The sequence below is a fragment of the Microbacterium sp. F51-2R genome (assembly GCF_052180235.1).
GTDB lineage: Bacteria > Actinomycetota > Actinomycetes > Actinomycetales > Microbacteriaceae > Microbacterium.
This window is the reverse complement of the sequence record NZ_CP197470.1, coordinates 3,126,850-3,144,397: the sequence shown is the minus strand read 5'-3', so window position 1 is coordinate 3,144,397 and position 17,548 is coordinate 3,126,850. Positions and strand designations below refer to the sequence as shown.

Below are 17,548 nucleotides of genomic sequence, written 5' to 3'. Positions count from 1 at the left end.
AGGACCTGTAATGGTCACAGTAAGTAAGCAGTTCGGAATCACGGGGCCTGTCCCCTTCATCGACGTGGAGGTGGCGGCCGACAACCGCCTCTACCTCGATCCGCGCGCGGTGCGGCTCATCAAGAGCCCGCAGCCGTTCGCCGATGAGGCGGTGCGGTGCGCAGACACCTTCCTGAGCACGGTCACCGCGTGCATCTTCGACGGATCGCCCGGTGCGCTCCGCCGCGGCGAGGCGCTCCTTCAGCGCTTCATCGAGCCGTGGGAGACACGTCTCGGAATGTCCGAAGAGGGATTCCACGGTCACGGAGGCGCTTCGGTCGTCGGCACCTGGATCTGGGAGACCCTCACCGGTCGCGTAGAGCCGCTCGTGCGCATCGGCATCCTCCACCAGCTCGAAGACCTGCCGCTGTTCGTCGACGGGGTGGACAAGGACATCACGAGCGACGTGACGACCCGCATCATGTTCGGGCCTCTCGCGAGGTTCACCGAGCAGATGGTGGCCACCTACCCGGAGTTCACCTCCAACGGTCACAAGGTGAGGAAGGTTCGCAAGCAGGTGTGGAACCCTGAAACCTGCGAATGGAACGAGGCCGAGTTCACGCTCCCCGTCGTCGACGGCAAGGTGCTCGTGCTCGTTCCCACTGGCTGGGCGCGTCCGACGCTGCTCATGTCGGCGACTCGGTTCTACGACACGACCGTGCTCGACTTCGCCCAGATGCAGCAGGCAGTCCTCTCGTCGGCGGGCAGGCTGATCAAGACCCGCAAGCTCGATCTCCGCAAGCAGCAGGGACTCGAGCCGGGTCGCGACACAATCCTGACGGTCATGCTCCGCGCGATCCAGAACAACGAGGATCTCCTCGCACTGTTCAAGGCCTTCGTCGACGAGCGGTTCGAGTCCGACTCCACCGAAGACGCAGCGGCTGCGTGACAGGTCTGGGCGCTGCCCATCAGGCAGCGCCCAGGCCCATCGCCGGGCGCCCCGTCGTCAGACGATCAGGGTCAGCGCGCCGCGGGGATCATGGCGATGCGCTCATGGTCGGCCTTGGTAGGCGGCGCGTCCATGGCGAGCACGAGGTGGTACGAGGGAGCCAGGAGCGACAGGGGGACGTCGGCCCATAGTCACGGACCCGATGGATCCGAGCGTCGTCTGACGGGTCCGTCGGCGGTGTTCCGTCGAACAGGACGAGATGCCAGAGGCCGCGCCGATTCGCAGCGCGCCCCTCCCCGCAAGCGCTGATGTGCGAGACGACAACTCCTGCGCGGACAGCACGTTTGGGGATCGCGAATGGGCCGGCGGACGACACGCAAGTGCCCGACTGGTCGCTGGAGGAGCGTTCGCTTCCGGCTCGCGGCGAGTGTCGGAACTCATGGAGAGACTGACATGCTGAACACAGGCAAATCAGTCCAAATGGGGAGACACGTGACGGGGAACAAGACATCGACAACACCGCGCGGGGGCGACGAGAAGGGGGTCGCGGTCGTAAACGTTCCTGCGCTGGCCGTCGATCACGCCAAGGAGATCGCTCAGGCGGAGGGTTTCCAAGCACAGATCTTCAAGGCGATCTCCGTGCAGCGCCCGGTCGTGTTGGAGTATCTCCGGTCGGTTCGGCGTGACAAGCCGACGGCCTCGCCGACGGAGATTCTGAAAGAACTCGACAGCAGGTACATCGCGACCGTGACGATTGCCAGCAGCGGCGTTGGCGCATCCGCTGCTCTTCCGGGTGTCGGTATCCCGCTCGCGCTCGGGCTCGGTGTGGTGGACATGCTTTTCTTCTACGAAACCAGCGCACTTTACGTCCTGGCCGTGGCCGAACTGCATGGAATCGAGGTCACAGAAGCCGATCGTGCCCGCCCGCTTGTACTGGGCACGCTACTGGGACAGAAGTCGCAGAGTCAGATAAGCAAGATCGTGCTGTCCGCGGCTGGTGCCGGCGGGGTCGATCAGGCGCGCACGGCTGCCACAGGGGTAGTCGCCAAGACACTCCCGAAGGGATGGGGCGAAGTGCTTACTGAGCAGCTACCAGACTCAGCGCTGGCACCCCTTACCGTCGTGATCGGTCGCGAGGCGCTCAAGACCAGCGGCAAGCTCGGCGCAGGAACGCTCGGAAAGGCTGTCCCGTTCGGTATCGGCGCCGTGATCGGCGGGGTGGGTAGCTTCTACTTCGGCAAGGATGTGGTTAAAGCGGGCCGGATCGCGTTTCCAGAGGTACCCACGACCTTCCCGGACTGGCTCGACGACTACGCCAAGCCCGCACAAGAGCCCGCGGAGCCGTCGCGCGCCCTCATCGCCCTCGAGGCTGCGAAGAGCAACGTGAAAGACTTCGGCAGCGACGTTTGGGACAAAGTCGGCGCTGCTGCAGACGTGTTCCGATCGGTCGACATCGACGGCGACGGCATCCCCGACGAGGCCCGAGCTCTCACTGCGACCAAAGCAGCCGGCAGCGCAACCGCGGGAGCGGCCAGGGCACTCGGTGGCAAAGCGAGAACGCTGAGCGCAAGAGCAACACGCGACTTCCGGTCGGTCGACCTCGACGGCGACGGCATCCCCGACGAGGCGCGAGCTCTCGCCGCAACCAAGGGCGCCGGCAGCGCTGCCGCGGGACTCGCAAAGACGATGGCCGCGAAGGCGGTGCTGCAGCTGAAGTCCAAGAGGCACGGCCAAGACCAGGGCGCAGCTGCCGACGACGGCGACGGCGAGGTCACGGATCTAGAACCCAGCGACTGACTACAGGACCCCAGACCACAGCTAAGAGGCCCGAGTCGCCGCTCGCACGGTAGCGATTGTCGTCGCGCTCGCCACTTTCACGAATACGATGCGTTCTCGTGCGCGGACGTCAACACCACAGCCCCGGCTCACGGCTAGTGTTCGGGCATGACGGCTGAAGAAACGCCTCAACGTCCTCCGCGATTTGACGGTGGCGACCGACCTTCGGTCGTCATCGACTGCAGCGCGCTTTTCGACCGGAAGGGCCAGGTGGACGGTATCGAGCGCGGCGTCGCCAGCGGCCGAGGGTTTGAGGAGCTCAGAGCCCAGGGACCGATGGCGTTCGGCTACTTTCCCGAAGACGCGCTAACGATCGCGATCACGGGAACTCAGACGTACGACCGAGAGCTAATCCGACAGGTCGTCGAATGGGTCACACTCGACCCGGGTTTCACGTTCGCAGGCGGAGTGATCCGCGTCGCCCGGTTCTTCCACCAGCCAATCGACTACCTCGTCCACGGCGAAGGATTCAACGACTACGGCTACCGCGGTGAGATCCGTAGAACTTTGCTGATCGGATCAAGCGGCCTCGAGACCTGGCGAGCGATTTCGACGCATATCGCCGAAGCTACCGGTCGCGCTCAATGAGCAAGGACCGCCATCTGGCCTCGGCAGGCCTGTCGACTCAGCTCGGCCGCCCGGTGCCGTGCCGCCAGGCCCACTGACCTTCTCCACTCCCGCGCGGGTGAGAGACGTTGCCCGGCTGGTGCTGACCTCCCTGCTCTCGTTGAAGCCTCCCTCGCGCCGGCCGCGCGTGAAGCGCAAGAATGAGGGATGCGATGCGACGACCCCGAGGTGAGGGCGGCTGGCCTCGCCTACCGGAGCGCCGCCCAGGGCGGTGCAGCGCTCGTCGAGGCGGAGGAGTGGAAGCGTAAGGCCGAGTCCACCTGCAAGGAAACAGAAGCCTGGAACAAGGCGTGCGCGGCGGTGAAGTTCGAGCAGGCTCGTGCGACGCTGTCCCGCCTATCTAGCAGGTACGAGAAGGCGTCACTACGTAGCCCGGGGTTCAAAGAGGCTGTCGAATGGTGGCTCACAGCCGACTCGTTCCGCAACTCCGCTCGGGGAACCCGAGGACGGCTCAGGAAGTACGCCGACGCACAGTATGCCGCCGCCCGGGAAGCGTGTCGGCGTGCGAGTCCCGAGCACGAAGTGATCGCGGCCGAGCACGCCGAAGCCCGCGACCAGATGAACACCCGTCTTCGCGAGATCGAAGCCAACCAATCGGCGATCACTCGGTACACCGCGGAACAATTGGCGATCCGGGACGACGTGTGATTGAACTCGGCACGGAAGGGTCCGGCTGACGCGCTGGCCCCAACGGATCGGATCGGCGATGCGAGGCTGTTGATCGCGTACGCTCTCGGCATGGAGCCGTACACACCGGTTGAACTCGCGCGACTCCTGGGGTACCGCAACGAAGCGCGGCCAGGGCTCGTCGTGCGCAACTATCTTCGCGCGACGTACCCCGATCACGTGAGGAACTCGCGGTGGGAATTGACCGAAGCGGAAGCCGCTGACGTTTTCGCGAACGTATCCAGGGCTCAACTCGGGTGTGACTCGTAACTCTCTCGCGTCACGCGAGTTTGGCGAGGGCGGTGGCGGTCCAGCGGTTGCGGATTGCCGCCCGGTCTGAAGTCAGGTGCCACGCGTGGCAGGCGTGACACGGATGGATCCCGACCTCGCCCCGCGTTGGATGCTCGGTCCGGATGCGGCGGAGCACACGCGCGGCGCTGGTGGGCGTCGGGTAGGGGCATTTCTGGCAGGCGGGCATCGCCGCTCCCTTCGAGTGAGGAAACGACGCGCTCCGGCCTAGTCCGCCGACCAACGTCCGAGCCTGCGGCTGTAGCAAGCCCAGGCCCTGCGGGATGCCAGTTAGGACTTACACCGAGATCAGCATGCCCGAAGCGGGCCCTGCCCTGCAATCACCACAACGACTGTGGGAGCTTCAGCGCCAGTCGAGGCTGCGAGCGGCCACTGATTCTTTGGTCAGCGGGGAATCGAGCGGGTAGCGCTCGACATCGCCCCGTCCGGGGTCACTCCCGCTCCTCGAGGTCCTGCGAGCGACGCGCCTCCTCGAGGGCGCGCTCGATTTGCGGCAGTTCCAGCGCCGACTCGACGATCGGCATAAGCTCGCCCGGGATCACGAACATCGGGGCCGCGCCGGACCGATCCACCCTCAGAACGTGGCTGGCGTCGTCCGGGAGCAAACCCGTCTTCTTCATCGCCTCGATGTGCTTCGAGATCGCACCGGTCTGGCCTTTGAGGCCACTGTCTCCGATGGAGAACAGCGCGCGAACCTCCGGATCTCTTCGGAGACCGTCGCCGCGCGCAACGAAGCTCACAAGCAGCAACTGCCACGGGTGCACGCGTCCGAGAAGCAAAGCCATGCGATCAACCGTCCAGCCTCCCCACGAATCGGACTCCACGGAAGTCTCGAGGGCGTCCGGGAACCAGGCTTCGATCTTCAGAGCGAGTTCGCTGAGGAGGGCGAGATCGCCCTGGATGCTGAGTGTGCCGTTCACGACGACTCCCTTTCAAAATTGTTCTAAGAGGGAGACTAGAGCGTAACTGAAACCTTGTCTAGTTTCACTGCAAGACTCGTCTTGAAACTCTATGCCGTCCCGTCGGTTCGGCCAGCGCTACTACGAATCGCACCAATTGCACCGCCCAGAATCGGCACGTAGCATCCCTGCTTCGCGCGTTGCCGGCGTCTCGGTCGTCCCGCGAACCGTGTAGAAAACCCATCGCCGCCGATGAGATGCTCATGGGCGTGACGATCGATGAGGCCCATCCATCAGACTCGCTTGCCCAACGGGACGCCGAGGTCGACATCGTCGCCGCGCTCAGTGCGAACCTCGGAGTACCCCTGGCGAAGACATCCATTCCGACTGGCAACGGCGGTCGTGTCGAGTTGGATGGCGCGGCTGCGGACAACAGCATCCTCGTTGAGGCTTACGCCCACCAGGGAGGGCTCCGGGGCGGTCAGCCGAAGAAACTCGCGACCGACGCTCTCAAGCTGATGTGGATAGGCCGACAGATCGGTGCGACGAGGCTGATTCTCGCGGTCGCCGACGAAAAGGTAGAGGCCTACCTGCGCCGGCCGAAAGCTTGGCTAACGCAGGCGCTCATCGACCTGGAAGTGGAGGTCGTGCGCGTCGATCTTGGCGATGCCACCGCAAGCGCCATCCGCACGGCCCAGACCGTCCAGTACCGGTGACCTCTCAGCGAGCGCGAGCGCCCCTGGTGATGAACACGCGGCCTGCGAAGGGCGGCAACCTGTCGCAAACCCTCCGCAACCTGCACACCGCCGATCATGAGGCTCTGACGGCGCTGGATACGGAAGCATCGCCGGACACGTAAGGCACAAAGTCGATGCCCGGCGTCCTCACGGCCGCGAGATCGCGACCCAGGTGATCGGCGCCCCACACCCGAGTTCGAGAACTGGGGCTCGCTGCCGGACCGGCGAGCTCGGATGCCGAACCTAACCGAATGGCCTGGCATCCCTCAGGTCGAGAGAGACGCCAAGGGAGGCCGCGCGCTCGCGCAATTCGGGCGTACGATGCTCGCAGGACGGAGCTGCTCGGGCCCTGGGGGCAACCCCGGGGCCCTCGTTCGCAGGAGGGACCATGCGGTTCAAGGTGGTGGTGACGAAGGTCGAAGTGGCCGAGTTGTGGATTCGAGCCGCCGATGAAGAATCCGCAGCGCAGAAGGTCAAGGACGAGTTGACCACTTCGTGGGCATTCGCCGGTCGGTGGGAGACGAAGGCCACCGACGTGCAGGTGGTCGAATTGCAGCCTGAGCCTGGTACCACGGATCAGCGCCAACTGTCAGCGTCGGGGCCGATGCTGCTCAAGCTGAAGGAGGCGGCGAGCGAACTTGGCATCTCCTACGGGACCTTGCACGCGCTGATGAAAGATGGCGTCATCGAGCACACCCAAGTGGGGTCCGGTAAGTACATCTCGCGGGCGTCGCTCGCGGCATTCATCGAGGCAAACACTCACAGGTAAGATCAGAGTGCTGGCCTCCGTAGCTCAGTGGAAGAGCCACTCCGTCCTAAGGAGAGGGTCGGGGGTTCGAATCCCTCCGGGGGCACCTTGTGATGAGGGCGACATCGGCCTCACCCGAGTCGCTGCACAGGTCACGTTGCGCGGACTCCGGGACCCATCCTCCGGCGCCCGGTCACCGACCGCCTCACGTGGTTCCCTCGAGGAACCGCAAACGCCAACACCCTAGGTCGTCGATCTTCCCCTAGGAGCGCCAAGCGAGCCCGCCGAGGGACAGCATCCATCGGAAGCACGTACTCGATCCATGCCAGCGCGACCGCGCCCGGGTTGATTTCGAGGTCGTCTGCATCGAAGTAGACCCCCGCGAGATACTCACGTCGACCGGCGCACACAGTTGACCGCCCGGCGAAGGTCGGGACGGCGCGCGGCCGACGTGACTGATTCATCATCGAGAGAGCGGATCGCCACACCTGCTCAACAACGCGGTCCTCCACGACGCAGGCAGGGTGCATCTCTACTCGAACATGATCGATCACGTAGGCGCGGCGAGCGCGCCGTTTCAACCAGACGGCAGCAATCGCAGCGAGGACAAGGCCAGCAACCAGCACCCAGATCCAGATCTCCAACGCGACCACCTCCTCGGGCTAACCCCAGGCATACCGCCGGCCACCGACACTCGACGGCTCAGAACTCGCCGATCGCCATCCCGAGACGTAGGTAGAGGTCGGTGACCGCTTCGTTGTTCACGCTGTACTTGACCCAGACGCCCTTGCGAGACTCCCCCGCAACGCTGGGCGGGTCAGCGATCACGAGGCCGGCCGCCTCGAGCTCATTGAGCCGCGGCTGGATCGTGGTCGGTCCCAGATCCAGCGCGTCGCAGATCGGCCCGACCGTCACATCAGGGTTTGAACGCAGATAGCGGAGTATCGCCGCTTTGACGAGATTGCCGAGAAGCGCGATTGGGTCCTGAGCATCTTCAGAGCCCGCTGGTTGCGCAAGACGAGGCATGCCGCCATTGTGTCGCAGGGTCCGCCGGGAAGTCCAGCAAAGCATCCAATTTAGTTGTTTACTTTCCGACCACACTCGTATACCGTGTGGGCATGTCAATCCGCCGGGCTCTTCTTGGACTGCGCACAGCAAATGCGCCCTCGAAAGTGTCCCCCGTTCGGTCGACAGACAACATCCTGATCCAGCGGATAAACTACGCGATCCCCGGGATAGCCGCAGTCCACTCCTCCACAGGAGACAGCCGCACCACAGTTATCCACAACCTTGCGTTGATTCCTTTTGCGCGAGCTCGTCGCATGTCTAGGATGCCGTCACGGCGACCGTGGCGCGAGCAAAATCGTCCGTGCACGGTAGCTGTCCTGAATGATCAGGAGGGCTGACCGATGATGATGAGCGAGAGTTCAGGACGACGCGGTGTCGCGTGGGCGATCATCGGCGGACTCGTTCTTATCGCCGGAATTGTCGCGATCGTCGTGAGCGCCATCCTCGCGCAACCAGATCCCACTCCGACGAGCGAGCCACCCTCGTCGAGCACACCCATGCCGACGGAGTCCAGCGAGCCTGCCGGCACGTTCGTCGATCCGTCGGCCGCTGACCGTGGCTGGACGCCCGAGCCGATCACCACGGATGCCGATACCTACGCCGCCGCCGCCCTGGCAGCAGCCTCTACCTTCGACACCACCCTCAGCACCCGCGAGGAGTGGCTCGGATACCTCGACAGCTGGTTCACGCCCGACACCCGTTACACATCCGAAGCAGATCAGCTGTCCGCAATGGAGGACTCGCAGGTCGAACTCCGGACGGGCGTAGTGCTGCCACAGGAGGAGTGGGACTCACTCGCTGGCGAGGATGGCCGCGTCGTCGCGGCGGCGACGGGCGAGATCGCGTATGTCCCGGTGCCTGACGATGCGTCAGGTGACATGTCGATCGGTACGTCCGACGTGACGCTCACTTTCACTCGCTCCGACGGCTCCGGTGGCGAGACGTCGTACGACGAGCAGGTGCGCGTGAGCGTGCAGGTGCTCTGCGGCGCAGCATCCGTGCCGACGGCCAACTCAGACCAACAGGCAGGCGACTGCAAGTTGGTTCGCTACTTCACGGAGCCCTTGGAGCCCTGACATGGGAGCCCCGGTGATCGCCGCAGCAGCCCTCAACACGAGGACTGGTCGGAAGATCCTGACAGGGGCACTCGTCGGCATTCTGCTGGTTGCGGGATTCCTTGTCACCCCGCTCATTGCGGTGCCCTTCGCGATCATGGGCGCCGCCGCGAGCGCAGCCGAGACGAAGACGCATGCCGCGCCGGCCGTAAGCGGCAACTGGAGTTACCCGCTCGCGGGCGGCTATTCCAAGGGTCGTGGCTTCGGCCACAACCCGGTCGTCGGATGCGGCTACTGCTCGGTGAATCACCAGGGCTATGACATGGCCCAGGGGTGCGGGGCCACCGTCTTCGCCACCGGCCCAGGGCGCGTCATCACCGCCGGCTCGTATCAGGGCTACGGCAACACGGTCCGGATCGATCACGGCGACGACGTGGTCACGCTGTACGGCCACATGCAGTGGGAATCGCTCCGCGTCTCCGTCGGCGACGACATCACCGCCGGCACACCCATCGGCGCCGAAGGCAACACTGGCAAGTCCTTCGGCTGCCACCTCCATTTCGAAGTCCGCAGATCAGGTAACCCGATACCTCCCGAGCCCTTCATGGCCGCACTCGGCCTGCCACTGAAGTAGTCACCGCGAAGGAGAACGATCATGAACACCTACGCCGCACCGATGGATGTCGATATCCCCGATATTCAGCCGGACTTCTCGGCCCCGTTCTTTCAGGGCTTCCAGGTCATCGCGTCATACATTCTGGCGGGAGCGATGCTCGTCGTCCTCATCATGCTGATCATCGCGGGAGCCGCTCTCGCGTTCCGCGGTCTGGCATCAGATCGGGTCCGCACGTGGGCGGGCGAGAACATCCTCTGGATCTTCATCGCTGCAGCAGTGCTGGGCGCGGCATCCGGTCTCTTCGCCTGGTTCGTGAACTTCGACTTCGGATTCTGATGAACATCGTCCGAGTCCTCCGTCTCGGCTTCACCGTCGGGATCGCGCTCGCGCTCGGCTCAGGAACCGCCGCGCACGCGACGATGACGGATGCCGCAGCCCCGATGCCGATGGCTGCTGTCAGCGGCGAACCATGGTCGGCACCCGCATACCCCGTCGATTGCCAGGGCGCGGTTGACCAGGTCACGTGCACGCCAACGGACCCGAACAGCGTCACCGCGCAGCAGTGCTTCATCGGCGTCAACGTCGCGGGAGAGAAGAACACGGTCTGCACCACCTTCGACGAACATGCGCAGGCCATTCAAGCTGATGGTGGCCGCGCGCTCGAAGTGAAGTACGGCTGCAGCATCGGCGATGCCGTCTGCGTGACGTTCGAGAACGCCGGCCGCGGCATGGCCCTCGCTGCGACCGGGATGATGTTCTCCGTCGCCGACAACATGCGCTTCGACACGTCCACCCTCCTGTGGAGCGCCGCGCTCGATCAATGGTCGTTCTGGCAATGGGCGATCCTGATCATCACCTTCGGTGCAATGGTCTGGGCGGTCGCCGCCGCTGTCGTCTCGGGCGACCGCGAAGAGCTCGTCGGCGCCCTCGTTCGCTCGTTCATCGCGATCCCCGCCGTGCCGATCACCCTGTGGCTCACCGGTCATCTCCTCAACGCCGTCGACGACATGACGTGGTACATCCTCACCGGCGACGGCCGCGATGTCCTCTACTCCACACTCCAGTCGGTCATGTGGGCGGGCGGTCAGGCGAACTACTTCTTCGCGTTCCTCATCCACTTCATGCTCATGCTCGGGATGCTGCTCCTCATGCTCGTGTTCGCGTTCCGGAACATCGTGCTCGCGGCGCTGATCATGGTCGGGCCGGTGGCGTGGATGCTGTTCCCCGTGCGCGGAATCGGGCCGCAGTGGGTCGTGCGCTACGTGTCGGCTGTCGTGGTGTTACTTCTCACCGGGCCGCTGACGATCGGGTTCGTCACGCTGATCATAAACGGCCTCGCATCGGTGAAGACCATCTGGAATCCGCAGTCGTGGCCACTGATCATCGGCCTCGTCCTCGTCGCTTTCGCTCCGTTCGCACTTTTCGGCCTGTTCAGTTTCGCGGGCGCTGTCGCTGCGGACGGGGTTGGATCACGACTCGGCTCCCACGGCGGACGAATGGCCACAGGCGCTGCTCGCTCCGCCGCGCGGATACCTACCCGCCTCGGCGCACTCCCCTCGGGCATCCGCCCTGCGGGTAATCGACCGGGATCGCCCACTCCGTCGCCGAAGCCTGCGACAACCCGCTCGACGTCCACCACTCCGCGCGGTGCATCGACGCCCGCTCAGACGCGCACGACGTCGACCACGACACCACAGCGCGCAGCGGAGACCCTGACTCCCCCCACCTCTACGTCAGCGCCTCGATCACCACAGCCTCCCCAAACCCCCAAGCCTGATCGGAGTTCGTCATGACCAGCACTCCCGAGTACGCGCGCCCCGTGCGTCTGCCGCGCCGGTCGCGGCAGGGCGTCGTCATGGGCATGGACCCGTGGCAACTCGCGTTCGTCACTGCGGCCGCTCTTGTCCTGCTCATCTTCGTGAACCGCTTCGGGCCGCCCGGTCTCCTCTACGGCGCACCGATCTACTTGGCGTTCGGTGTCACTGCCCTCACCAGCATCCACGGCGTCTCCACCCCGCGGATGGCGGGGCTGTGGTTCATGAAGCAACTCCGCCACTCGACGGGCGCGACGACGGAGAAATTCCGCCCGGAGCGGCCGCGTATGACCGGAACCCTCAACCTGCCGGGCACCCGCGCGTCGATCCAACTCTGGGACGTCAACAACGTCGCAGCGACGTACAACCCGCAGGATCGTTCTGTGTCGGTGATCGCCGAGCTCGAAGTGCAGGGCTTTCTCATGCAGGATCTGCCCGAGCGTTTCGATCTCGCCGAGCAGTTCGACCGGGTGCTGGGGCCGTTCACACAGCGACCAGGAGTCAAGCGGGTCACGCTACAGGAGCGCACGCTACCCACGACGATCCGCGCAGCTCGCGAGCACTACGAGAAGGTGCAACGCCTCCGCAGACTGAACCCCGACTCCCCCGTCGCGCACAACTACCAGGACGTCATGGATCGCTCGGAGCGTTTCGAGGTCGCTCACCGTAACTACATCGTGCTGACCCTCGATCTTGTCTCGCTCGGGTCGCAACTGAAGGCGCTCGGCGGGGGCAAGGAAGCGATCGTCACCCTCGCGCAGATCGAGGCTGGCAACCTCGCCGACGCCCTGACGTCCGCGAAGATCACGGTGCGCCGCTGGCTCTCGCCGCGCGACGTCGCCGCCCTGGGTCGACTGTCGTTCGACCCCGAGTTCGCACCCATCGTGCAGAACCGGCCTGAGAAAGTCACGGGTGTGGATCCGGCTGCGATCGGTCCGATGTACCTCGAGGAGCCGAAGGGTCGCAATGGCATCGTTATGACCGACTCCGGCGTGCACACCACCATGTGGATTCACGAGTGGCCGCGCTCGGACTCGCCCGTTGGATTCCTGTCGCCAGTCGTGTTCGCGCGGCATCCGCATACCGGTGAAGCGATCACGCATATCTTCTCGATCGTCTTGACTCCGGTGCCCGTGTCGAAGGCGCTGAAGCGCATCCGCGACGAAAAGAAGGTGTGGCGCGGCAACGAGTCCCTCCGCGCGAAGCGCGGTGCAGACGGGTCGGCGGCGGATGCTGCGGACTGGCGTGCTCTCGAACAGCGCGAGCAGGAGATCGCTCGAGGCCACGGCGAGTTCCAGTACGGCGCTTATCTCACGGTCACGGCACCTGATGAGGAACGCCTCGACCAGGCGATCGCCGGCATGCGCAACGCGCTCTCCCGCGCGGGCATGGAGGCGCAGATCCTTTACTGCCAGCAGGCCGAGGCGCTGATGGTCAACGCGCTGCCAATCGGGATGGGGATGAAGTGATGGTGCGGCACGCGGCATCCTTCACCCCCGTTGAACTCACGAGGCGAGAGCGACGGGATCTGCAGCGGGAGATCAACCGAGTTCGCCAGGATCAGAAGCCGACGCGCACGTCACGTCGCGACCGGGGCCTGCCTGAGGCTGGTGTCCCAGGTCCGTTCGGTCCCGGTCTCATCAACGGCGGGTACTGGAACCTCGCGAGGGCGTGGATCCCCGCGCATCAGGCGACCTCGCAGCACATCGCAGGGATCTACCCGTTCGTCGCTGACTCCGGACTCGGCCACCGCGGGCCGATCCTCGGGGTCGACCTCAACGCCGACGCACTCTGGCACTTCTCCCCGTGGGAGACCTACGTCGACGAGTCCGAGCGCGGCACGTTCTCGACGAACATCCTCGTGCTCGGTGCATACCGAGGCGGCAAGTCCGCGACCGTGAAGACCCTCGTCACTCGGTCCATCGCCTTCGGGCACCAGGTCGTCGTTCCGTCCGATCCGAAGGGCGAGTGGGTCGCCGTCGCCGAGGCCATTCCGGGCGGTCGCGTGATCCGACTCGGCGGTGGCACCGGCACCAGGCTCAACCCGCTCGACCGCGGACCGCGCCGCACCGATGCTACGGACGAGCAGCACGAGCAAATGGTCAAACAGCGCCGGATCAACACGCTCATCTCTCTCATCGAGATGACGTTGGGCTCCCGTCTGTCCGCGGTCGAACACGCCGCGCTTCTCGACGCGCTCGACCGCTCCATCGATCGCACCGCCGATCGTCCAACGCTCCGGGGTGTGTACGAGGAACTCGGGTCGATCGCGAGGGACACGAGCGCTGACTTCCACGCCGCCGATGGCGCGATCCAGCCGCGATTCGTTCTGCGCCGCTTTGTCGAAGGAGACCTTGCCGGTCTCTTCGAGGACGAATCGACGGTCGAGTTCGACCAGGCCGCTCCGATCGTGGTCACCGACACCTCCGAACTCTTCGCCCGCGGCGACCTCGCGGCGCAACTCACCCAGGTGTGTTCCACCGCCTGGATCCAAGCCGTGATCTCCGACCGCGCGGCTCAGCGCACGCGCTACGTGGTGCGCGAAGAGGGTTGGCGCGACATGACCTCGCTGTCGTCATTGCAGATGTTCCAGCAATGGCTCAAGCTCTCGCGCCACTACGGCATCAGCAACATCGTCATCCTGCACAAGATGGGCGACCTCGACGCCGTGGGCGATGAGGGCTCGCTCGAGCGGTCGCTCGCGTACTCCATCGTCGGAGACATCGAGAACAAGTTCATTTTCCGCGTGAACCACCAGGAGCAAGCGGCGCTTCGAACACGCCTCAATCTGCCGGCGCCGCACGTCGAGATGGCTCGACACCTGCGCAAGGGCGAGTTTCTCGCCTACGTCGGCCAGTACGCCTACCTCGTCGACTGCTTCGCCACGTCGACCGAGTGGGAGTACCAACTCTTCGCCACTGACGACGCCGTTACCGCCGCTGACCGCGATGACGCCGAACTCCCGGTCATTGACGCCGCGACGCTCGACGCCCTGTGGCCGGAGGCACCAGACACCGACACCGGAATAGAGGGATGGCTCACCGCCAACCCCCGCGAGAACACCGAGGAGCAATGAGCATGAGCACGATCATCAGCCACCCTCGCGCATACGCCGACGTGACTGGGCGACACATCACGTTCATCACGCACGACGGCTACGGCGAAGAGATCCAGGCTGACACCGACGACGACGTTCGCCACGCAATCGTCCGCCGCGCGGCCAGCGAGGCTCGCCGCTCAGGTGCGCCGCTCGAACTGATCACCTCAGGCGACCACGGCAAGCACCGACTCCTCATCGCACCCGACGGGCAGGTGACGCCCCTCGAGCCGCCGGTGCCGGCATCCAACCCGCCCGACCGACCGATCGGGCGCACCCAGACGTATGGAGAGGAGGTGAGCGAACAGGCTCCGCAGCCGGCGGCAACGGAGACCCCGACCGCACAGGTTGCGGAGCCGCCCGCTCGTCCGTCGTTCCTCGAGCCGCCGACGACCGCACCCATGGCACCGACGGGCTGGCGCGGCGTCGCACGACGCATCGGAATCACGGTCCGACCGTCGGCCGCGGATCGTCGGCGCGCCGAGTGGGCATCCGTCGTCTCGAGGCAATGGGCGGGATGCCGCACCATCGCTATCGCGAACGGCAAGGGTGGTGTCGGCAAGACGATGACCACCGCGATGCTTTCCGCCGTCTACGCACGCGAGGGCGGCGGGAACGTGCTCGCGTGGGACAACAACGACACTCGAGGCACGCTCGGTTGGCGCACCGAGCAGGGGATGTACGACACCACGCTCCGTGACCTGTTGCCCGAGGCATCCCGTCTGCTGACGCTCGACGCAGGGGTCTCCGAGATCACGCGGTTCGTGCACCACCAAGCCACAGATCGGTATGACGTGCTGCGCTCGAACCCGGAATTGCTCGCCACCGATCAGCGGATCGCGGCAGCGGAGTTTGACCTTCTGATGCAGGTCGCCGCCCGGTTCTACCGGCTCGTCATCTTCGACTCCGGCAACGACGAATCGGCCGAGCGCTGGCTGCGCATGGTCGACAACTCGTACCAACTGGTCATCCCGACGCTTGCGACACCGGAGTCGGCCGAATCGGCCGCGCTGCTGCTGGACGCGTTGCGTGGACGCGACGGGCGGTCGGGCGTCCTCGCACAGCGGGCGGTCGTGATCGTCACGCAGTCCGAGTCCGCGCCGGCCGAGGCTCGCCGCATCGCGGATGGCTTCGCCGGCCACGTTCGAGCGGTTCACGTCATCCCGTTCGATCCTGCCCTCAAAGCGGGCCAGCTGCGCTTCGACGCCCTCCGACGACGCACTTGCGACGCGTGGTTCGCCGCAGCAGCGGCGACAGGCGAAGGGTTGTGAGTGCAATGAATCAGGGCATGCTCGGAAAGGCCATCGCCGTCCTCGTCGCGGTGGCAGTGGTCCTCGCGTTTGCATTTGGCTTCCTGGCCGAAGCGCTCACGCAACTGGTGTGCGGCGCCCGCCCGACGCCGGAGCACCTCTTCGCGGGACTCGCTCTCGCGATCATCGGCGACCCGTCGGCGTACTCGTCGCCCGCGGGATGCGTGATGCCGGTCATCTGGATCCGTGTCGTAGACATCGCGGTGATCGTCGTTGTCGGCGCGCTCGTGGCGTGGGGGCTCGGTGCCCTGCGGAGGTATCGCGAGTCGGACCGCGGATTCGTCGCCGATCTGCGAGCTCGCCCAGGTTTCGCCACGTCGACGGAGGTCCGCGATCATCTCTCCGCGAAGGCCGTCCTCCGCCGAGCGAAGCATCTTCGCCCCGACCTCACCCAACCGACCCCGACCGACGTGGGATGGCGCGTCGGGAGGTCACGCGGGCAGGACGTGTACGTCTCGATCGAGGACTCCGTCGCGCTCGAAGGTCCACCCCGCTCCGGCAAGGGATACAGGGTACTGATCTCCGCAATCGTCGACTGGTCTGGACCACTCATCACCACCTCGACGACGAACGACAACCTCACTGCGACGATGCGGATGCGGCAGACGCGCGGCGATGTTCACGTGTTCGATCCTCAGAGGTTGTCGGGCGCGAGGCATCCACTTCGTATCTCCCCCATCGCAGGCTGCGAAGACCCGATGGTCGCGATGCAGCGCGGCAACGCGATCATCACCGGCACCGCGCTCGGCGCCTCGAGCACGAACGGCGAGTGGGCACAGGCCGCCGGCGTCGTGCTGGGTCGACTGCTGCACGCGGCGGCGGTGGGCGGCAAGTCGATCGCTGAGCTCTACGACTGGGGGACGAGCCCGGCGCAGACCCGCGACGCAGTCAACATCCTCAAGGCCGACGGTGCACCCGGCTGGGGAGACAGCCTCGGTGCGACGATCGCCGGCGACGAGAAACTCGTGTCGTCGATCTGGTTCGGAGTCAGCGGCGCGGTCGCGCCGCTCGCCGTCCCCGTTATCCGTGACGCGCTCTCACCCCGGCCCGGCGAGCTCGAGTTGGTGCCGGGCGAGTTCTTGGATGCCGCGAACACGCTGTACCTGATCGGTTCGTCGGCGGGCGCGTCAGCTATGGGCGGATGGCTCGGCGCGGTGCTCGACGACATCGTCGAGGTTGCCCGCACCAGGGCGCTCGCCTCACCCGGTGCCCGCCTCGCCCACCCGCTCGGTCTGATTCTTGACGAGATCGCGAACACGTTCCGCTGGGGCAGCCTGCCGCGGATCATGGCAGACGGCGGCGGGCGCGGAATCTGCACCTTCATCGTGCTGCAGGCCTTGTCGCAGGCTGAGACGTCATGGTCTCGTGCTGAGGCAGACACGATTTGGGCCGCTGCGACCGCGAAGGTGCTTCTCGGCGGAGCGAGCCACGTCGACCACCTGCGCGACGTCGAGTCGCTCCTCGGTATGCGTGAAACGAGTCGGGAGCAGCGTTCCTGGTCGACTCGGGATCCCGGATATTCAACCAGCGAGCACCATGAGCGTCGCCCCCTGATGTCGGTCGACGAGATCCGCCGACTCCCGCCAAGCGCAGGTCTCCTCGCATATCGCAACCGGCGCAGTGTGCTTCTCGACCTCGCCGGGTGGGACGAGCGCCGCGACGCCCGCGCGATCCAGTCGGGCAAGCGCGAGACCGAGCGCGAACAACAGACCACGTTCGAGGAGGCTCGTCGCGCGACGATCGCTCCCCCGCCCTTTGCCGAGCCCGCCGAGGCGGTGGGTGAAGAATGACAAACCGACGGAAGCCTCTACATGCCAAGGCCTATCGGTCGGCGTTCC

16 protein-coding genes and 1 tRNA gene are annotated in these 17,548 nt (G+C 65.5%); 15 read left to right on the top strand and 2 right to left on the bottom strand.

The features are described from left to right. Positions 1 to 10 precede the first annotated feature (10 nt). The 4 genes from ACSBPH_RS13790 to ACSBPH_RS13775 all read left to right on the top strand — a co-directional run bounded on the left by ACSBPH_RS13790 (position 11) and on the right by ACSBPH_RS13775 (position 4,039). Positions 11 to 928 (top strand): hypothetical protein, encoded by a 918-nt coding sequence (locus ACSBPH_RS13790; protein WP_442574887.1) that lies wholly within the window; start codon positions 11 to 13, stop codon positions 926 to 928. Between the two features lie 453 nt (positions 929 to 1,381). Next, a complete protein-coding gene (locus ACSBPH_RS13785) occupies positions 1,382 to 2,725 on the top strand; it encodes a hypothetical protein (protein ID WP_442574886.1) in 1,344 nt (447 codons plus the stop codon). 147 nt (positions 2,726 to 2,872) lie between these two features. Next, complete coding sequence (locus tag ACSBPH_RS13780) at positions 2,873 to 3,352, top strand: hypothetical protein (RefSeq protein ID WP_442574885.1); 480 nt, start codon at positions 2,873 to 2,875, stop codon at positions 3,350 to 3,352. A 186-nt stretch (positions 3,353 to 3,538) separates the two neighbouring features. Next, positions 3,539 to 4,039 carry a hypothetical protein gene (locus ACSBPH_RS13775; RefSeq protein WP_442574884.1) on the top strand — a complete coding sequence of 167 codons (501 nt, stop codon included), beginning with the start codon at positions 3,539 to 3,541 and terminating at the stop codon, positions 4,037 to 4,039. Positions 4,040 to 4,797: 758 nt separating this feature from the next. On the opposite strand, the gene ACSBPH_RS13770 is transcribed toward ACSBPH_RS13775, so the two are convergent. After that, the gene (locus ACSBPH_RS13770; RefSeq protein ID WP_442574883.1) at positions 4,798 to 5,286 is read right to left on the bottom strand and encodes a hypothetical protein; all 489 of its coding nucleotides are present in this window, start codon (positions 5,284 to 5,286) and stop codon (positions 4,798 to 4,800) included. Positions 5,287 to 5,528: 242 nt separating this feature from the next. Here ACSBPH_RS13770 and ACSBPH_RS13765 point away from each other — a divergent pair, with 242 nt between their 5' ends. The 3 genes from ACSBPH_RS13765 to ACSBPH_RS13755 all read left to right on the top strand — a co-directional run bounded on the left by ACSBPH_RS13765 (position 5,529) and on the right by ACSBPH_RS13755 (position 6,856). Then, a complete protein-coding gene (locus ACSBPH_RS13765; RefSeq protein ID WP_442574882.1) occupies positions 5,529 to 5,981 on the top strand; it encodes a hypothetical protein in 453 nt (150 codons plus the stop codon). A 409-nt stretch (positions 5,982 to 6,390) separates the two neighbouring features. Further along, entirely contained in the window at positions 6,391 to 6,771 is a 381-nt protein-coding gene (locus tag ACSBPH_RS13760) for a helix-turn-helix domain-containing protein (protein ID WP_442574881.1), read from the top strand. Positions 6,772 to 6,784: 13 nt separating this feature from the next. Beyond that, positions 6,785 to 6,856, top strand: a tRNA-Arg gene (locus ACSBPH_RS13755). Positions 6,857 to 7,452: 596 nt separating this feature from the next. Here the strand turns inward: ACSBPH_RS13755 and ACSBPH_RS13750 are convergent. After that, entirely contained in the window at positions 7,453 to 7,776 is a 324-nt protein-coding gene (locus ACSBPH_RS13750) for a helix-turn-helix domain-containing protein (protein ID WP_442574880.1), read from the bottom strand. 383 nt (positions 7,777 to 8,159) lie between these two features. Between ACSBPH_RS13750 and ACSBPH_RS13745 the strand changes: the two genes are divergently transcribed. The 8 genes from ACSBPH_RS13745 (at position 8,160) to ACSBPH_RS13710 (ending at position 17,500) form a co-directional block, all read left to right on the top strand. Next, complete coding sequence (locus ACSBPH_RS13745) at positions 8,160 to 8,894, top strand: hypothetical protein (protein WP_442574879.1); 735 nt, start codon at positions 8,160 to 8,162, stop codon at positions 8,892 to 8,894. 13 nt (positions 8,895 to 8,907) lie between these two features. Further along, complete coding sequence (locus ACSBPH_RS13740) at positions 8,908 to 9,507, top strand: M23 family metallopeptidase (RefSeq protein WP_442574878.1); 600 nt, start codon at positions 8,908 to 8,910, stop codon at positions 9,505 to 9,507. Between the two features lie 21 nt (positions 9,508 to 9,528). After that, positions 9,529 to 9,825 (top strand): hypothetical protein, encoded by a 297-nt coding sequence (locus tag ACSBPH_RS13735; RefSeq protein ID WP_378902774.1) that lies wholly within the window; start codon positions 9,529 to 9,531, stop codon positions 9,823 to 9,825. After that, on the top strand, positions 9,825 to 11,282 hold the full coding sequence (locus ACSBPH_RS13730; protein WP_442574877.1) for a hypothetical protein: 1,458 nt from the start codon (positions 9,825 to 9,827) through the stop codon (positions 11,280 to 11,282). Before ACSBPH_RS13735 ends, ACSBPH_RS13730 begins: the two co-directional genes overlap by 1 nt. Next, positions 11,279 to 12,772, top strand: coding sequence for an SCO6880 family protein (locus tag ACSBPH_RS13725; protein WP_442574876.1), 1,494 nt, complete (start codon positions 11,279 to 11,281; stop codon positions 12,770 to 12,772). Before ACSBPH_RS13730 ends, ACSBPH_RS13725 begins: the two co-directional genes overlap by 4 nt. A gap of 428 nt (positions 12,773 to 13,200) precedes the next feature. After that, the gene (locus ACSBPH_RS13720; protein ID WP_442574875.1) at positions 13,201 to 14,379 is read left to right on the top strand and encodes a hypothetical protein; all 1,179 of its coding nucleotides are present in this window, start codon (positions 13,201 to 13,203) and stop codon (positions 14,377 to 14,379) included. 2 nt (positions 14,380 to 14,381) lie between these two features. Beyond that, positions 14,382 to 15,671 (top strand): AAA family ATPase, encoded by a 1,290-nt coding sequence (locus tag ACSBPH_RS13715; RefSeq protein ID WP_442574874.1) that lies wholly within the window; start codon positions 14,382 to 14,384, stop codon positions 15,669 to 15,671. Positions 15,672 to 15,688: 17 nt separating this feature from the next. After that, positions 15,689 to 17,500 carry a type IV secretory system conjugative DNA transfer family protein gene (locus ACSBPH_RS13710; protein WP_442574873.1) on the top strand — a complete coding sequence of 604 codons (1,812 nt, stop codon included), beginning with the start codon at positions 15,689 to 15,691 and terminating at the stop codon, positions 17,498 to 17,500. The last annotated feature ends 48 nt before the right edge of the window (positions 17,501 to 17,548 follow it).

Excerpts from the sequence above, each read along its gene's own strand:
- ACSBPH_RS13790 (WP_442574887.1), top strand. The coding sequence starts at position 11 with ATGGTCACAGTAAGTAAGCAGTTCGGAATCACGGGGCCTGTCCCCTTC.
- ACSBPH_RS13785 (WP_442574886.1), top strand. The coding sequence starts at position 1,382 with ATGCTGAACACAGGCAAATCAGTCCAAATGGGGAGACACGTGACGGGG.
- ACSBPH_RS13780 (WP_442574885.1), top strand. The coding sequence starts at position 2,873 with ATGACGGCTGAAGAAACGCCTCAACGTCCTCCGCGATTTGACGGTGGC.
- ACSBPH_RS13775 (WP_442574884.1), top strand. The coding sequence starts at position 3,539 with ATGCGATGCGACGACCCCGAGGTGAGGGCGGCTGGCCTCGCCTACCGG.
- ACSBPH_RS13765 (WP_442574882.1), top strand. The coding sequence starts at position 5,529 with ATGGGCGTGACGATCGATGAGGCCCATCCATCAGACTCGCTTGCCCAA.
- ACSBPH_RS13760 (WP_442574881.1), top strand. The coding sequence starts at position 6,391 with ATGCGGTTCAAGGTGGTGGTGACGAAGGTCGAAGTGGCCGAGTTGTGG.
- ACSBPH_RS13750 (WP_442574880.1), bottom strand. The coding sequence starts at position 7,776 with ATGCCTCGTCTTGCGCAACCAGCGGGCTCTGAAGATGCTCAGGACCCA.
- ACSBPH_RS13745 (WP_442574879.1), top strand. The coding sequence starts at position 8,160 with ATGATGATGAGCGAGAGTTCAGGACGACGCGGTGTCGCGTGGGCGATC.
- ACSBPH_RS13735 (WP_378902774.1), top strand. The coding sequence starts at position 9,529 with ATGAACACCTACGCCGCACCGATGGATGTCGATATCCCCGATATTCAG.
- ACSBPH_RS13730 (WP_442574877.1), top strand. The coding sequence starts at position 9,825 with ATGAACATCGTCCGAGTCCTCCGTCTCGGCTTCACCGTCGGGATCGCG.
- ACSBPH_RS13725 (WP_442574876.1), top strand. The coding sequence starts at position 11,279 with ATGACCAGCACTCCCGAGTACGCGCGCCCCGTGCGTCTGCCGCGCCGG.
- ACSBPH_RS13715 (WP_442574874.1), top strand. The coding sequence starts at position 14,382 with ATGAGCACGATCATCAGCCACCCTCGCGCATACGCCGACGTGACTGGG.
- ACSBPH_RS13710 (WP_442574873.1), top strand. The coding sequence starts at position 15,689 with ATGCTCGGAAAGGCCATCGCCGTCCTCGTCGCGGTGGCAGTGGTCCTC.